The following is a 14355-nucleotide window of genomic DNA, read 5'->3' as shown; positions in this document are numbered from 1 at the left end:
GCGTAGCAGGCCTGCGTTGCCGCGGTCGCGACGAGCGGGCGCCCGGTATGACCCAGGCTGGCCCGCGACATCACCGCGAGCGTCACGGTGCCGAAGGCGCCGGCCGTCCAGGCATGCAAACCGGCGCCGGGGCCGACCAGCGCGAAGCTCGCCGCTGCCGAGAGCGCGAAACCCAGTGGTACGAAGGCGTAGCCGACATGCAGGATCACAAGCAGCGGATTGCGCCAGGTACGATCGCCCGCCCAGCGCGCGAGCCGGAAGAGGTGGAGCCCTGCGGCAAGCATCAGCACTACACCGGTCGCGATGGTATCCGGTACAGCGGTCCAGCACGCGAGCGCTAGGGCGCTGCCGGCGAGGACCGCCTTGTCGTAGGCGCCGAAGGGAACCGGCATGCGTCCCTCGCTTCGTTGCGCCAGCCAATTGCGCGTGAAGCTCGGCACGATCCGCCCGGCGATCAGCATAACCAGCATTAGGACGACGGCAATCGCAAAACGGCGGGTAAAATCAGCGCTTCCGGTCAGTCCCGCTTCGAGATGGAAGGCAAGATTCGCCGCCAGCAGAAGCCCGATCAGCACCACGACCTTGAGATTGCTCCAGTTCCGGCCGGCGATGATCTCGCGTGCGGCCGCACCGGCGAGCAGCGTGAGGAACAGCGCATCGATCGCCATGGCCAGATGCCAGCCGATCAAGGCCGAAGCCGAGACGGCGAAACGTCCAACAAGCCATGCGAGGACAAGGACCAGAAGCGGCTTGCCCTGGACGGGCAGGCGACCGGTCCAGTTCGGGATAGCGGTCAGTAGGAAGCCGCCGATCGCGGCGGCCTGATAGCCGAAGAGCATTTCGTGAACGTGCCAGTCCACAGGCATGAACGACGTCGGAACGGCGAGACGACCGGCGACGAAAGGCAACCAGGCCAAGATCGCCAGGCCAGCGTGCAGGGCCGCTAGGAGGAAGAATGGCCGAAAGCCGTAGGACAGAAGCGCGGGCCCGTCATAGGCCCGCAGTCGCGGTATGGGTGCCATGGATCCTGTCCTTCCTGCGGCCGGACAATATCCGGCCGCGCCCGGTTGCCGGGCTTTTAACTACTGCGCCTTGGCGAGTTGGTTGGCCTTGCTGACCAACTCGGCAAACACCTGCTTGGCCTTGCCCGGATGCTTGGCGGCTGCGGCCGCTTCGAGGTTAGTCGGCTCGCCGACCACAACCAGAGCAACCATGCCCATGCCGTAGTGCGGCTTGCACTTGACGCCGTAGACACCGTTCTCGGTGAAGGTGACTTCGACCTGCTCGTTCATTTTGCCCAAGAAGGGCGCCGCCCCGGCCGGCATCATCTCGGGAATGCTCTCCGCGTTATGGCTCTTGTCGGTGGGAACGAATTTCACCGTATCACCTGGTGCGATCTTCACGATCGCGGGCTCGAACACCATGGCGCCGGCAGTGCCCTTGTTGAGCATCTTCACTTCAACTTCGGCGGCATTCGCGCCGGCAATCGCCAGCGTCATCAGCGCGCCGGTAAGAATGGTCCTGAACATTTGACTTCTCCATCGCTGCAGCGAACTCATCGGTTTCTCGCTGCACCGCAACATTAGAGGGAGCGAACCGCCTACATGTTGCGCTAGCGCAAAGAGCACGGAGAGATTGGACGGGTCTACAGGCCGCGCAATGCCGAGACCGCGGCCTCCCCACTGCGCTCGATTTCGACGAAAAGGAGCGCGAACTCCTCGAAAACGGTTCGATCGTTTTCGGCTTCGCTCAGCGCATCCAGCTCCGACAGGAAATGCAGGATCGAGGCTATGCGCTCCTTGTGCTCGCGCGCGGCGGCAAGTCGCCGACGCGTCTCACGCCGGCGTTCCTGCTCGTCGAAGCGGGCGAGCGCTCCACTCAGCGTTTCGCGACAAGCACAATCCAGATCCTCAGGGCGCAATACGCGTCGCAATCGACCGATCAACTGGCTCGCAGAACTCGTCGCTACGTCAGGCTGGAACTCATGGTCGCCGTCTCCGTCTAACACGGTCTTCATGACAGCATCCTTCCGCGCACAGGCGGGCCTCGGTGCATCGCGCCCAGACTGCCGCCGCCCACTTCCATCCGAACATGACCGGGCGCCCCGTACAGGAATCCGTTCGAGAACGGCACATCGGGATAGATCTCGCCCAATCGCCTTTCGGCCTCTCCTGGATCGATGCGCTCGTCGACCACATCGCGGAACAACCGCGCGACCGCGACCATGTCGCAGCACTGCGGCGACAGACGCAGAGAAGCCACGCCGGCATGACGCAACGTGGGAACGTCACGCAGCAGGCTGGCACAGCCAGCCGACAGGGTCTGTACACCGTTCACGGAGAGAAATTCGGCACCGTCGAGCGTCTTGACGGGCATGCCGTCGGGATCCTGCTCACAGACGAAGCGACAATTATCCTTAGTCAATTTGTGGGCTCGCGCATGATAGCACCGCGCCGAGATCGCCAGAGGCACTTTGCCGAAAGCGAAGACCTCGGTCGCGACTTTCGGCTGCGCGGCAGCAATGACTGCAATCGCAGGCAGCGGCAATTCCGGTGGCAGGCAGATGCGCGTCGCGCCCCGCGCGGCCAGGAAGCCAGCGGCCGCCTCGTTGTAGACGTTGACGAAGGGGCCGACCGCGAAAGGCTTCCGCGTCAGTCCGGTCAGGCAGGTCAGGTCGTTGATTTCGACCTCGGCCTCGTCGGCCTGCACCAACTCGCGGGTCTGGCGGCGCTCGCGCGGCAGCGAGACCAGGATCAGCGAGGCATGCAGCACGCGCTTGCCCGCAGCCTCCAGCCGCTCGATCACTGCGGGGATGTGATCCTGCTTGAAGGGCGTCCGCTTGGAGCAGACGGCCTCGCCGATCACGACCGTGTCCACCGGCGCTTCGTCGGCAATCCGGAAATAGAATTCGCGCCAGCGCTCCGGCGTCCAATGATAGAGGACGGGGCCGAGGGTGAGCTGCATCGTCTGTTCCTTCTCTTGGACTTGCTAGCGCCAGCCCTTGCGATAGGCACCAACCGTGCTCGTCTGCCCTTCCGCCATGGCAGCGAGATCGGCCGCAGGAGGGCTGCGCCCTTCGTCAATCGCCGCCAGAATCTTACGGAAGGAGCGCACAACTCCCGCGATGTAGGCACGACCGCGCTGGCGGCCCTCGATCTTGAATGCCGTTACTCCGGCATCGCGCAGCGCCGGCAGCATCACGGCGGCATCCAGGCTGACCGGTTCCTCGAAGATGTAGCCAGAGCCCTTCGGCGTAGCGAAGCGGCCCTTGCACAGGGTGGGGTAGCCCGCCGGCTCGCCCTTGCCGAAACTGTTGATGGTGAAGCCGCCGAGCGTCGAGACGACCTGCCCGTCGCGCTCGGCATAGGCGACATCGCTCGCTGGCGAGCAAACGCCGTTCATGTTCGGCGACTGCCCGGTGGCATAGGAGGAGAGCGAGCAGCGACCCTCCTCCATCACGCAGAGGCCGCCGAAGACGAAGACCTCGGTCTCGACAGCGCTCTCGCGGACGATCGCGGCGATCTCCATGACGTTGAGCACGCGCGGTAGCACCACGCGGCGGGCGCCGAAGCTCTCGGCATAGAAGCGGATCGCATCGGGATTGGCGGCCCCGGCCTGGACCGAGACATGCAGCCGCTGCGCCGGGTGGCGTCGCGCGGCATAGTCGAGCGTCGCGAGATCGGCGAGGATCAAGGCATCGGCCCCGGCCGCGACGGCATCGTCGATCGCCGCCTGCCAGAGCCCGAAGGAACCGGCGCGCGCGAAGGTATTGATCGCCACCAGCACCTTGACGCCGTGGCGATGGGCGAAGGCGATGCTTTTTTTCAGCTCATCGCGCGAGAAATTCAGTCCGGGGAAGTTGCGGGCATTGGTCTCGTCGCGGAAGCCGCAATAGATCGCATCCGCTCCCGCTTCCACGGCGGCTTCCAGGCTTGCCGGCGTTCCGGCCGGGCAGATCAGCTCCACGATGTGCCTCCCGCGGCCGGCAAGGTTCGTATCCGCTGACGCACGGCATCGGCGAAGCGGACGCCCAGCGGCCCGAAGCCGCCGAGAAGGAGCTTGCCGAAATCGATGCGGGCATCGTCGATGGCGTTGCGCAGGGCGAGCGCGGCGGCGACGTCGCCCTCCACCCAGAGCACGCGCGAGAAGAACAGGGCGTCGCCGTCGAGTGTGCCCTCGGCCATGCCGATTAGCCCGGCGAGTGGGCCACGGATGCTGGCATCGAGCCCGCCCGGCAAGGAGCGGACGGCGCGTGCCAGCGGCCGGCTCGGCCGCGGCTCCAGCACGAAGGCGAAGGGCAGATCGGTCGGGCCGATGCCGAAGCGCTTTTCGGCGTGGTTGCCGAGGCGGTCGTAGAGATCGGGATGGGCGCGGCTGATGCGGGCGAGCATCAGCGCCAGCGCCGGCTGCAGGGGTGCAAGCGGCAGGGGCGCGACCGCTCGCGACAGCCATGACGGCAATCGCGGGGGCATCACCCGCAGTCCTGTCGTCTCCGATTCCGGCATCGCTTACCTCCGACCTGGAAACTAGGCCGGCAGCCGCCGCGCTCGTTGCGCCCGCGCAAAGACGGCCGCGATTGAAGCGGGCGATGGTCCGGCAACCGGAGTTCCTGCCCTTGCCGATCCGTGACCTGCCTCGCTTCCGCGACCTCAATGCCTTCCTCACCCATCTCGACGCCAACGGACAGCTCCGGCGGATCGCCGAGCCGGTCAGCGTCGTGCACGAGGTCACCGAGATCCATCGCCGTGTCATCGCGGGGAACGGGCCGGCGCTGCTGTTCGAGCGTCCCTTGCTGCCAGACGGGGCGGTCTCGCCGATTCCGCTCCTGACCAACCTGTTCGGCACGGTCGAACGCGTCGCCTGGGGGCTGGGCGTCACGGCTGGAAACCTGCCGGCTCTCGGCAGCAAGCTCGCCGAACTGCGCGAGCCGCGGCCGCCACGCGGGTTGAGCGAAGCCTGGCAGGCCCTGCCGCTGGCCCGCGCCGCCCTTTCGATGCGCCCGCGCGAATGCCGCCGGGCACCGGTGCAGGACCGCGTCTTCCGGGGCGATGCGATCGATCTGACGGCATTGCCGGTGCAGCTCTGCTGGCCGGACGAACCTGCGCCATTGATCACCTGGCCGCTGATCCTGACCGTGTCGCCGGAGCCTGCGCCCGAGGATGAGAGCAATCTTGGCGTCTACCGGATGCAGGTGCTTGGACGCGATCGCGCGATCCTGCGTTGGCTCGCCCATCGCGGTGGCGCGCGCCATCATGCACAATGGCGCCGGCTTAGCCGCGAGATGCCGGTCGCGGTGGTGATCGGTGCCGATCCGGCGACGATCCTTTCAGCGGTGCTGCCCTTGCCGGAGACGGTGCCGGAACTGCGCTTCTCCGGTCTGCTGCGCGGCGAGCGGCCGGTGCTTACGCCTTGCGTCAGCGTTCCGCTTTCGGTGCCGGCCGAGGCCGAGATCGTGATCGAGGGCTTCGTCTCACCCGACGGGACCGCGCCGGAAGGTCCCTATGGCGACCACACCGGCTACTATAATTCCGTCGAGCCCTTCCCGGTGATGCGAGTCACTGCGGTCACCATGCGGCGGGCGCCGCTCTATCTCTCGACCTTCACCGGCCGGGCGCCGGACGAGCCATCGCGCATCGGCGAGGCGCTCAACGTGCTGTTCCTGCCATTGCTGCAACGGCAGTTCCCGGAGGTCGTCGATGTCTGGCTGCCGCCGGAGGCCTGCTCCTACCGGATCGCCGTCGTCGCCATCGCCAAGCGCTATCCCGGTCAGGCGCGGCGCCTGATGCTCGGCCTGTGGTCGCTGCTGCCGCAGTTCAGTTATACCAAGCTCGTCATCGTCGTGGACGGTGATATTGACCCACGCGACTGGGCGCAGGTGATGTGGGCGGTGGCGACCCGGGCCGATGCCAGCCGCGATCTCGTCACGCTCACCGACACGCCGATCGACTATCTCGACTTCGCCTCGCCGAAGCCGGGGCTCGGCGGCAAGCTCGGCATCGACGCCACCAACAAGCTGCCGCCCGAGACCGAGCGGGAATGGGGACGGCCGATGGCGATGGATCCGCAGGTCATAGCCCGCATCGATGCGCTCTGGCCCTCACTCGGCCTGCGCCCGACCGGCCCGGCACGATGAGCCGAACGCCCCGTGTTGTCGTCGGGATCAGCGGCGCTTCCGGCGCGGCGATCGGCCTGCGCGTGCTCGAGCGGCTGGTAGAAGCCGGCGGGATTGAGACTCATCTCATTATCTCGGCGGCAGCCGAACGGACGCTGTCTGCGGAGATCGGCCCAGATGCTCCGACACGAGCGCGACAGTTGGCATCCTGCTGTCACGATCATCGCGACATCGGCGCCACCATCGCCAGCGGCTCCTTTCGTACGGCGGGCATGATCGTCGCGCCCTGCTCGATTCGCAGCCTTTCCGCCATCGCCTACGGCCAACTCGACACTCTTCTGGTGCGGGCTGCCGATGTCCACCTCAAGGAACGACGGCGGCTAGTCCTGCTCGTGCGCGAAAGCCCGCTACATCTCGGCCATCTGCGCGCCATGGCCCAGGTGACCGAATGCGGCGCCGTCGTCGCGCCGCCGGTACCGCCCTTCTACCTGAAGCCCGGCACGATCGCGGATCTAATCGATCTGATCGCACTGCGCGCCATCGGGCTGCTCGACCTCGGTCTCGGAGCCGAAGTCTTGCCGATCAACGAATGGCGCGGGGGCGAAGCGGACCGGTGACCGCTCAGCCTGTCCTGACGCGCCGCTTAGACGGCGCGGCTGTATTGCCGTTGCGCGTGAGCGAGGTGGGCGTCGAAGGTCGAGGCGACCTTGCGGACGAGCAGGCGCCCGTTCTCAGGTAGCAGGACGCGGCTGCCGTCGAAGTCCACCAGGCCCTCGCCTGCGAGCTGCACCAGCGCGCTGCGTGACGTCGCGAGCACGCCGGCATCAACAGAATGCCGAGCGCAAACGGCGTCGATATCAACAGAAAGGTCGCACATCACACGCTCGATCAGCTCCGCACGCAACCTGTCCTCGGGCGTCAGGCGATAGCCCCTGGCGGTCGGCAACTCGCTGCCTGCTATCCGCTCAGCATAGTGGCCGATCACCACCTCGTTTTGCACATACCCTTGCGGCAGGCGCCCGATCGCCGACGCTCCGAAACCGATCAGCGCCTCGCAGGGATCGGTGGTGTAGCCCTGGAAATTGCGGTGCAACCGGCCCTGCGAAAGCGCCCTGGCCATCGGGTCCTCCGGCCGGGCGAAATGATCCAGCCCGATGCGAATATAGCCAGCTGAAGCGAGACTGCGCGCCATCGTCTCTGCTTGCTCGTGCCGTGCCTGGCCATCAGGAAGGTCCGCTGTCGCGATCCGACGCTGGTGCTTTTTGAACTCAGGCACGTGAGCATAGCCGAAGATCGAAAATCGATCGGGCCGCATCGCGAGACATTGCTCGACAGTGTCTATGCAGGATTGCAGAGTCTGCTTCGGCAGGCCGTAGATCAGGTCGAAGCTGACGGAACTAATGCCCGCGCAGCGCAGTCCCGCAACCACGGCGGCTGTCTGCTCGACGCTCTGGATACGGTTGATAGCTTTCTGCACATCCGGATCAAAGCTCTGCACCCCGAGGCTCGCCCGATTGACGCCGGCCGCCGCCAGCGCTGCCGTCATGGCGGGCGCGAGGCGGCGGGGGTCGATCTCGACAGCGATCTCGGCTTCGGGGTGAATTGCGAAATGCTGGCGAAGCGCCGCGACGAGCGCAACGAAATCCGCCGGTTCGAGAATTGTTGGCGTACCGCCGCCGAAATGGACATGCCGAACGTCCACAGGCGCCGACAAATGCTCGGCCACTAAAGCGATCTCTCCGCGCAGCGTGGCGAGATAGTCGATGATCGGACCATTTCGTAGCGCCACCGTGGTGTGACAGCCACAATACCAGCACATCGAACGGCAGAACGGCACATGTAGGTAGAGCGACGTCGAGGTCCCCGCCGCCAGCGCCTTCAGCCAGCTTGCATATGACAGACTGTCTACGCTGGGGTGAAAGTGAGGAGCTGTTGGGTAGCTCGTGTAGCGCGGAAGCCGCTCGTCTCGATATGGCGTAGCCTGCATGGTGCAGCTCCGATCAACCGTTCAAAGAAGCCTTGCTTAACCCGCTGCCCAATCATGTTCTTTGATATGCTGCAAAGACGCGCAGCTGACCAACGCGAAAAGACCGAGACGGCCGCTCGCTCACCCCTCACTCCAGCAAGCCGATCGAGAAATCGGCCGATCAAGCCTTGCGTAGCCCGCTGGCCCCGCCGCCGGCTTCGCCTCCGGCGATCCGAGCGCTACCTAAGGCATGTCACAAAAAACAGGTCGAATCCGCTCATTGATTGATCAGACCTCAACGATGCAAAGAGGGTCGAAGCATGGGTTCTCTCGATCGCCGTGCAGGTTTGGGTAACCGGCCTGGTTGGCCAAAACGCGCGTTCGCCCCACCCTGTAATCGTGCGATCCGTGATCATGGCCATGGATCCAGAGGTCTGGCTGGTAGTCCTCGATCAGGGCACTCAGATCCGAGACGAAGGCCGGCGACAGCGCGCTGCCCTGGTGTCTTGGCTGGACCGATTGCGAGTGTGGCGCGTGGTGCGTGACCACAACGGTCGGCCCCTCGTGCGCCTTCACAAGCGCGCTGCGAATGAAAGCAAGATCGAGCCGGTGTTCGGCCGCTGCACGCCAGGGCATGAAGCGGCTGTAGTGACCGCTGTCCTCGCGATAGCGAATGAGTCCTCGCGATAGCGAATGAGTCTGTGATCGTTCAGCTCCTGCCCGGCAAATACCATCGACAGCTGAGGCGTCCCGAGGAGGCGATAGTCGGTCCATGATATGCAGCCGATAAAGCGGACACCGTTGATGACGACAGTGCGGCGGGCGATCAGCTCGATCCCCGCTGCCTCGGCCGCTTCTCTACCAGCGGCTAGGCTCGACTTCATCTCGCTGCCGTAGAATTCGTGATTCCCAGGCACGTAAACGACTGGGCGACCGGAGAGCGGCCCCCGCTGCTGTTGTTGCAGCATCCCACCCACTGCCGCCGCAGTTGGCTTGCCGATATCGCCGGCGAATACTGCGACGTCGAATGCGGGCATATTCGACGCTCTCCGCAACAGCCACGCGAGCGCCACCTGCATCGCGGTTGCGTCAAGCCGCGTCGCGACCTCGGCGAGGACCGCCGACTGCAGCGGAGCAAAGCCCCCCAAAGGGAAAAACGGCACATAAGCGATGCCGGCTTCAGCAAAGTCATCGATCAGAATGTCGTCACCACGATGAGCTAGATTGTAGTGGTTCTGCACGCAGACGATTTCCGCGATGCCTCGGGCCTCCTGCACCTGGGCTGGGGTCACATTGCTGAGGCCGATATTCCGGACCACCCCCCGCCGCTTCAGCGCGGCGAGTACCTCCAGCGGCGCCGCGATAGACCCCTCGACCGGGCCATGGCTGTCGAACATGATCCGCAGATTGACAACGTCGAGCGCGTCGACCCCGAGATTACGGAGATTGTCCTCAATGGCCCGAACGAGCTCTTCCGAGCCCATAGCTGGCAGCCATGAACCGTCCTCTCCCCGTCGCGCCCCGACCTTGGTCACGATCACCAGATTGTCCGGATATGGCGACAACGCCTCGCGGATAAGTTAGTTGGTGAGATGCGGGCCGTAGAAGTCACTGGTGTCGATGTGATCGACACCAGTGGCAACCGCTTCGCGCAGAACCGCAAGCGCCCCATCCTTGTCGCGCGGGGGCCCGAATACCCCGGGGCCGGCGAGTTGCATGGCACCGTATGGACGCTATGGCTACCGCCAGTGCGCCAGTGCCGGATCGCGACATGCGGGCTGGCGACGCCGACGACGTAGAGGAGCAGCGACGTGGCGAGGATCGACCCGCCCCCGCCGACCAGCCCGAGGCTGAAGCCCACGAGGCCGCCGGAAGCGAGCGCGGGAACGAGGGTCGATGTCATCGCGGCAACGTCCGCGCGATCACCCGGTCATGCAGCATCATCCCTGCCGCCATCGCCGCGACGAACAGGAGGACCGGGACGAGCCCCATCGACAGGGCCGAGACCGCAGGCCCGGGGCAGAAGCCGGCGAGCCCCCATCCGGCCCCGAACAGTGCGGAGCCCGCCACCAGCCGCCCATCGATCTCCGTCTTCTCCGGCAGATGGAAGCTGTCGTCGAGCAGGGGGCGCCGCAGACGGCGTTGCAGCATGACGCCGGGTACCGCCACCAGCACCGCGCCGCCGAGCACGAAGGCCAAGCTCGGGTCCCAATGCCCGCTGGCGAGATTGAGGAAGCCGAGCACGCGCGCCGGATCCAGCATTCCGGAGAGCGACAGGCCGAAGCCAAAGAGCGCGCCGGCGAGGAGCGCGACGACGATACGTAGCGGCGCGAGACGCTTCACCGCATGAACTCCATCAGCGTCGCCATGGCGCCCCCCGCGAGGAGGAAGGTCGCGGTCGCGGCAAACGAACGTTTCGAAAAGCGGGCGAGCCCCAGAATGCCGTGGCCCGAGGTGCAGCCCGAGCCCATGCGCGTGCCGATGCCGACCGCGAGCCCGGCCACGAGGACCAGGGGCCAGGAAGCAGCGATGGTCACGGACGGGAAGCTCCCGAAGGCCAACATGTAGAGCGGCGGGCCGCTTATGAGTCCAATGACGAAAGCCGCATTCAGCGGGACCTGCCCGCCGCCGAGCAAGCGGCCGACGATGCCGCTGATGCCAGCAATCCGCCCGTCGAGCAGCAGCAGCGCGACGGCGGAGAGGCCGAGCAACATGCCGCCGAACAGGGAAGGCCAATAGGCACTCATGGGTGCTGCTCCGGTTCGCAATAGATGGCGTAGAGGGCTTCGATCAGGCGCGCGGCCTTCTCTTCGCTCAGGCGGTAAAAGATCTGCTTGGCCTCGCGGCGCGTGGTGACGACCCCGGCTTCACGCAGCGCACCGAGCTGCTGCGACAGGGTCGGCTGACGGATGCCCAACCGCTCCTCCAGCTCACCGACGGCGTATTCGCCCTCGGCGAGGGTGCAGGCGAGTCTCAGACGCGCCGGATGCGACAATGTCTTGAGCAAGGCGGCAACCTCGCCGGCACGCGCCTCCATCTCCGCCGGCGGCATCGGGCGGGTCATTGCGGAAGCCATCACCATGCGGCCCCCGCAAGCGCATCGAGCGGGAACTTGAGATAGCGCCGGCCATTGGCCTCGGGCTCCGGCAGCCGGCCACCGCGGATGTTGACCTGAAGCGCATGCAAGATCAGCTTCGGCATCGGCAGGGTGCGGTCGCGCGCCTCCCGCAATGCGACGAAGCGCTCCTCCGTCATGCCGGCCAGATGCGGGTTCGCGCGCTTCTGCTCGCCGACCGTGCTCTCCCATCTGGCGGCGCGTCCACCAGGCTCGTAATCGTGCCCGGTGAACAGGCGCGTCTCATCGGGCAAGGCCAGGATCGCCTGGATCGACGCCCACAGGGCCTTGGCGCTGCCGCCCGGGAAATCGGCCCGCGCCGTGCCGGAATCCGGCATGAAGATCGTGTCGTGCACGAATGCCGCATCGCCGATCACATAGGTCACGGAGGCAAGGGTGTGGCCGGGTGAAAACATCACGCGCCCCGTGAGCTCGCCCACCTTGAAGCTGTCGCCCTCAGCGAAGAGCCGGTCCCATTGCGAGCCGTCGGTCGCAAGTTCCGGCCAGTTGTAGAGGCCCTGCCAGAGCTTCTGGACGTCTGTGACGCGGGCGCCGATGGCTGTCGGGGCACCTGTCTTCCGCTTGAGATAGTGGGCAGCCGAGAAGTGATCGGCATGGGGATGGGTATCGAGGATCCACTCGACGGTCAGACCCTCGCGCGCCACATAGGCGAGAATCGCGTCCGCCTGATGCGTCGCGGTCGCCCCGGACTTCTCATCGAACTCATAGACCGGGTCGATGATCGCGCAACGCCTCGTCTTCGGATCGGTGACGACATACTGGATGCTGCCGGAGCGCGGCTCGTAGCAGCCCTTCACTCGCGGCGCCCGGGCCGCATTGCGGGCAAGCCATTGCACTGCGCCGGAGAGATCAAAGCCGTGCGCGCGACCGAAGGCCTCAACCTCGCCGGGCTTCATCCGCCCAGCCAGCACCTCGCCCAGCACGTGCAGCGTCAATGATCGCGTGCCGCTGCGGCAATGGGCGTAGACACGCCCCTTGGCCCCCGACACCGCCTCCTGGAAGGAGCGGATATCGGCTTCGGTGATCGTCGCCGCCGTCACGGGGATGAAGCGATAGGCAAGGTTGGCCCGCTCAAGGGCAGCCTTTTCGGTAGCGCTACTGGGCTGCCCTGGCTCCTCGCCGTCGGGCCGGTTGTTGATGATGGTGGCGAAGCCGGCAGCCGCCAGTGTGGCGAGCGCCTCCTGCCTTGGCTGGCTGGCAACCGTCAGCCAGTTGTCGATCTTCACGGCGGGCATCACGAGCATCCTTTCGATCATGATTCATTATACAATTAAGTATAATGTATATCAACAAGATGCAAGTCCGCCTTCGGCCGATTCCGCGGACAGGGTTCCAACCGCTTCGTCCGATGCGACGGATTGATTTTGGTGAGGCCATCCTGCGCAGACGTTGAGATCGGCTTCATCACGAAGAGAGTCCCGCATCAGGCACGTTCGGCTCGCATCCAAGAGCATTTTTCGCTGTGATAGTTTGATCCAACGCAAGGAACGCGGCCCGCACGAGCAGATGATGGTGTTGATAGCTAGGGAGGCGATCATGATCGATGGCGTGAAAAATGTGCTGGTGACGATTCCGCAGGAGGGCCGCGACGAAGACGCCTCGGCATTTGGCTACGGGCTGTCGCTGGCGCGTCACGCAGACGCCCATCTCACGGTCCAGGCGCCTGCTGGCCGGTTCCACGTTCCCTACTCCGTACTCAATGCTTTCGCTCAGAAGATCGTTTCAGCGGAAAACCGGCGTATCGCCACCCTGGCGGAACACTTCGCTGATGTGGCAAAGGCGGAAGCGGATTTCGCCGGAGTTGTCTGTACGGTCGAAAGCCCGCAGCTCTACTATCAGGACCTGCTCAATCGCTTTATCGCACAGGCGCGCGTCCACGATATCGCCGTTCTTAATGCCGAACCAGCAGCAACGCAGATGTATTGGGATCTGATCGAGGCTTGCCTCTTCGGCAGCGGGCGCCCTGTCCTTGTCGTGCCTCCAGGTCGGAATGATTTCGCCTGTGAACGGATCATCATTGCTTGGGACGGAAGCGCTAACGCTTCAAGGGCCGTTGCTGATGCAATGCCTTTCTTAAAAGCAGCAAAGACTGTCGCGGTCGTCTCGGTCATGGGTGAGAAGGATCTCTCAACGTCCGTCCCGGGAACCGACCTCGCACCGCATCTCGCACGTCACGGAATAGACGTGACGGTGTCCGATACGACCGTCGGGCTGAAGGAGACAGTAGCGGACGCCATTCAACGCGAGGCTGCGGGGTTCAGGGCATCTATGATCGTCAGTGGAGCCTTCCGCCATTCGCGACTGCGCGAATGGATCCTCGGAGGAGTTACCCGATCGCTGCTTGAATCATGCTCGCTACCGCTAGTGATGTCGCACTGAGGAGGGCTCGTCGAAAATACGCTGCCGTCACCCTATGGGAGGGCGCCAGGACTGGCTGGCCCTGGCAATTTCCGGGAACGATGCAGGCTCTTCGCATGCCCTCGAAGCCTGGTTCTGATGACAGGACGCTCTATCTCGTGCGTGCACGCAGCCCCTCCTCAGCATGCGGTTCGACTCTAGCGAAAAGGGAGTTCGGGCCATCCGGGACAGGACCGCCAAGCCGGGCGACAAATGAGTCCCGCCGTGACGCCCCTCCCAACCGCCACGCATGGCGATCAAGATGAGGGTCGTTTGAGGCATATCAAGGAAAGCGCCAGCGCAAGGCCGATTGTCATCGAACGTTTCCGAGGAGGATGCGCCATGGCCAATCACGCTTTAACCAGTACGACTGGGCAGCAACGGTCTGTCCGCATTAACGCCGTCGGGATTTCGGTCGCCCTTTTGTTCGGTGGAGTGCATGTGGTGTGGGCACTGCTTGTCGCGAGCGGCTTGGCCCAGGCCGTTTTGAATTTCGTGTTCTGGCTGCATTTCATCCGACCAGGCTGGGTCGTCGAAAGCTTCGAGTTCGGCAGAGCCGCCGGCTTAGTCGCGATGACAAGCGCTATTGGTTATGCAGTTGGTGCGATCTTCGCAGTCATCTGGGCCAGCCTGCATCGCGCATCTCATTTGATCCGCCCCCGCCGAGAGGTCCAGGTTGAATGTTAGTGTGCGGTTGGCCTCGGCGCCAACGCGGTCGGCTCAGCCGGTCTGGATAGCGCAGCC

At 64.9% G+C, this 14355-nt stretch carries 16 protein-coding genes and 1 pseudogene; 4 read left to right on the top strand and 13 right to left on the bottom strand.

The window, feature by feature from the left end; all coding sequences use genetic code 11:
- The 6 genes from BLQ70_RS25135 to ubiT all read right to left on the bottom strand — a co-directional run.
- A partial coding sequence (locus BLQ70_RS25135) for an NnrS family protein (RefSeq protein WP_091863065.1) occupies positions 1-1022 on the bottom strand: 1022 nt, incomplete at its 3' end.
- A 60-nt stretch (positions 1023-1082) separates the two neighbouring features.
- Entirely contained in the window at positions 1083-1529 is a 447-nt protein-coding gene (locus tag BLQ70_RS25130; protein WP_091863055.1) for a pseudoazurin, read from the bottom strand.
- 116 nt (positions 1530-1645) lie between these two features.
- On the bottom strand, positions 1646-2017 hold the full coding sequence (locus BLQ70_RS25125) for a hypothetical protein (protein ID WP_244512153.1): 372 nt from the start codon (positions 2015-2017) through the stop codon (positions 1646-1648).
- Positions 2014-2964: a ubiquinone anaerobic biosynthesis protein UbiV gene (gene ubiV, locus BLQ70_RS25120; protein ID WP_091863052.1), complete on the bottom strand. Its 951-nt coding sequence runs from the start codon at positions 2962-2964 to the stop codon at positions 2014-2016. The genes BLQ70_RS25125 and ubiV overlap by 4 nt, the downstream gene beginning before the upstream one ends.
- 24 nt (positions 2965-2988) lie before the next feature.
- A complete protein-coding gene (gene ubiU / locus BLQ70_RS25115) occupies positions 2989-3966 on the bottom strand; it encodes a ubiquinone anaerobic biosynthesis protein UbiU (protein WP_091863051.1) in 978 nt (325 codons plus the stop codon).
- A complete protein-coding gene (gene ubiT / locus BLQ70_RS25110; RefSeq protein ID WP_091863048.1) occupies positions 3957-4505 on the bottom strand; it encodes a ubiquinone anaerobic biosynthesis accessory factor UbiT in 549 nt (182 codons plus the stop codon). Before ubiT ends, ubiU begins: the two co-directional genes overlap by 10 nt.
- A gap of 83 nt (positions 4506-4588) precedes the next feature.
- Here ubiT and BLQ70_RS25105 point away from each other — a divergent pair, with 83 nt between their 5' ends.
- Together BLQ70_RS25105 and BLQ70_RS25100 are read left to right on the top strand one after the other, a co-directional pair.
- Positions 4589-6133: a UbiD family decarboxylase gene (locus BLQ70_RS25105; protein ID WP_091863045.1), complete on the top strand. Its 1545-nt coding sequence runs from the start codon at positions 4589-4591 to the stop codon at positions 6131-6133.
- Positions 6130-6729: a UbiX family flavin prenyltransferase gene (locus BLQ70_RS25100; RefSeq protein WP_091863042.1), complete on the top strand. Its 600-nt coding sequence runs from the start codon at positions 6130-6132 to the stop codon at positions 6727-6729. The genes BLQ70_RS25105 and BLQ70_RS25100 overlap by 4 nt, the downstream gene beginning before the upstream one ends.
- 26 nt (positions 6730-6755) lie before the next feature.
- Here the strand turns inward: BLQ70_RS25100 and hemN are convergent, their stop codons facing one another.
- The 7 genes and pseudogenes from hemN to blh all read right to left on the bottom strand — a co-directional run bounded on the left by hemN (position 6756) and on the right by blh (position 12449).
- Positions 6756-8099 carry an oxygen-independent coproporphyrinogen III oxidase gene (gene hemN / locus BLQ70_RS25095; RefSeq protein ID WP_091863039.1) on the bottom strand — a complete coding sequence of 448 codons (1344 nt, stop codon included), beginning with the start codon at positions 8097-8099 and terminating at the stop codon, positions 6756-6758.
- A gap of 267 nt (positions 8100-8366) precedes the next feature.
- On the bottom strand, positions 8367-8714 hold the full coding sequence (locus BLQ70_RS26290; protein WP_425284639.1) for a metallophosphoesterase: 348 nt from the start codon (positions 8712-8714) through the stop codon (positions 8367-8369).
- 341 nt (positions 8715-9055) lie between these two features.
- Positions 9056-9796, bottom strand: a pseudogene (locus tag BLQ70_RS26085) (oxidoreductase); the annotation flags it as partial.
- A gap of 181 nt (positions 9797-9977) precedes the next feature.
- Positions 9978-10421 (bottom strand): YeeE/YedE family protein, encoded by a 444-nt coding sequence (locus BLQ70_RS25080; RefSeq protein ID WP_091863032.1) that lies wholly within the window; start codon positions 10419-10421, stop codon positions 9978-9980.
- Positions 10418-10825, bottom strand: a complete 408-nt coding sequence (locus BLQ70_RS25075) for a YeeE/YedE family protein (protein ID WP_091863029.1) — start codon at positions 10823-10825, stop codon at positions 10418-10420. Before BLQ70_RS25075 ends, BLQ70_RS25080 begins: the two co-directional genes overlap by 4 nt.
- Positions 10822-11142 carry a sulfite-sensing transcriptional repressor BigR gene (gene bigR / locus BLQ70_RS25070; RefSeq protein ID WP_170843522.1) on the bottom strand — a complete coding sequence of 107 codons (321 nt, stop codon included), beginning with the start codon at positions 11140-11142 and terminating at the stop codon, positions 10822-10824. Before bigR ends, BLQ70_RS25075 begins: the two co-directional genes overlap by 4 nt.
- A gap of 11 nt (positions 11143-11153) precedes the next feature.
- A complete protein-coding gene (gene blh, locus BLQ70_RS25065; protein WP_091863060.1) occupies positions 11154-12449 on the bottom strand; it encodes a bifunctional sulfur transferase/dioxygenase Blh in 1296 nt (431 codons plus the stop codon).
- A 301-nt stretch (positions 12450-12750) separates the two neighbouring features.
- Between blh and BLQ70_RS25060 the strand changes: the two genes are divergently transcribed.
- Both BLQ70_RS25060 and BLQ70_RS25055 read left to right on the top strand, forming a co-directional pair.
- Positions 12751-13593 carry a universal stress protein gene (locus BLQ70_RS25060; RefSeq protein ID WP_091863057.1) on the top strand — a complete coding sequence of 281 codons (843 nt, stop codon included), beginning with the start codon at positions 12751-12753 and terminating at the stop codon, positions 13591-13593.
- Positions 13594-13953: 360 nt separating this feature from the next.
- Positions 13954-14298, top strand: coding sequence for a hypothetical protein (locus tag BLQ70_RS25055; protein WP_091863023.1), 345 nt, complete (start codon positions 13954-13956; stop codon positions 14296-14298).
- Positions 14299-14355: the final 57 nt, after the last annotated feature.

This window comes from Allobosea robiniae, assembly GCF_900102525.1.
Classification (GTDB): domain Bacteria; phylum Pseudomonadota; class Alphaproteobacteria; order Rhizobiales; family Beijerinckiaceae; genus Allobosea; species Allobosea robiniae.
Note: the sequence above shows the minus strand (reverse complement) of the source record. Positions and strands in the feature narration are given on the sequence as shown.

Excerpts from the sequence above, each read along its gene's own strand:
- hemN (WP_091863039.1), bottom strand. The coding sequence starts at position 8,099 with ATGCAGGCTACGCCATATCGAGACGAGCGGCTTCCGCGCTACACGAGC.
- BLQ70_RS25075 (WP_091863029.1), bottom strand. The coding sequence starts at position 10,825 with ATGAGTGCCTATTGGCCTTCCCTGTTCGGCGGCATGTTGCTCGGCCTC.
- BLQ70_RS26290 (WP_425284639.1), bottom strand. The coding sequence starts at position 8,714 with ATGCCCTGGCGTGCAGCGGCCGAACACCGGCTCGATCTTGCTTTCATT.
- BLQ70_RS25105 (WP_091863045.1), top strand. The coding sequence starts at position 4,589 with ATGGTCCGGCAACCGGAGTTCCTGCCCTTGCCGATCCGTGACCTGCCT.
- ubiT (WP_091863048.1), bottom strand. The coding sequence starts at position 4,505 with ATGCCGGAATCGGAGACGACAGGACTGCGGGTGATGCCCCCGCGATTG.
- ubiV (WP_091863052.1), bottom strand. The coding sequence starts at position 2,964 with ATGCAGCTCACCCTCGGCCCCGTCCTCTATCATTGGACGCCGGAGCGC.
- blh (WP_091863060.1), bottom strand. The coding sequence starts at position 12,449 with ATGCCCGCCGTGAAGATCGACAACTGGCTGACGGTTGCCAGCCAGCCA.
- BLQ70_RS25125 (WP_244512153.1), bottom strand. The coding sequence starts at position 2,017 with ATGAAGACCGTGTTAGACGGAGACGGCGACCATGAGTTCCAGCCTGAC.
- BLQ70_RS25130 (WP_091863055.1), bottom strand. The coding sequence starts at position 1,529 with ATGTTCAGGACCATTCTTACCGGCGCGCTGATGACGCTGGCGATTGCC.
- BLQ70_RS25055 (WP_091863023.1), top strand. The coding sequence starts at position 13,954 with ATGGCCAATCACGCTTTAACCAGTACGACTGGGCAGCAACGGTCTGTC.
- bigR (WP_170843522.1), bottom strand. The coding sequence starts at position 11,142 with ATGACCCGCCCGATGCCGCCGGCGGAGATGGAGGCGCGTGCCGGCGAG.
- BLQ70_RS25100 (WP_091863042.1), top strand. The coding sequence starts at position 6,130 with ATGAGCCGAACGCCCCGTGTTGTCGTCGGGATCAGCGGCGCTTCCGGC.
- BLQ70_RS25060 (WP_091863057.1), top strand. The coding sequence starts at position 12,751 with ATGATCGATGGCGTGAAAAATGTGCTGGTGACGATTCCGCAGGAGGGC.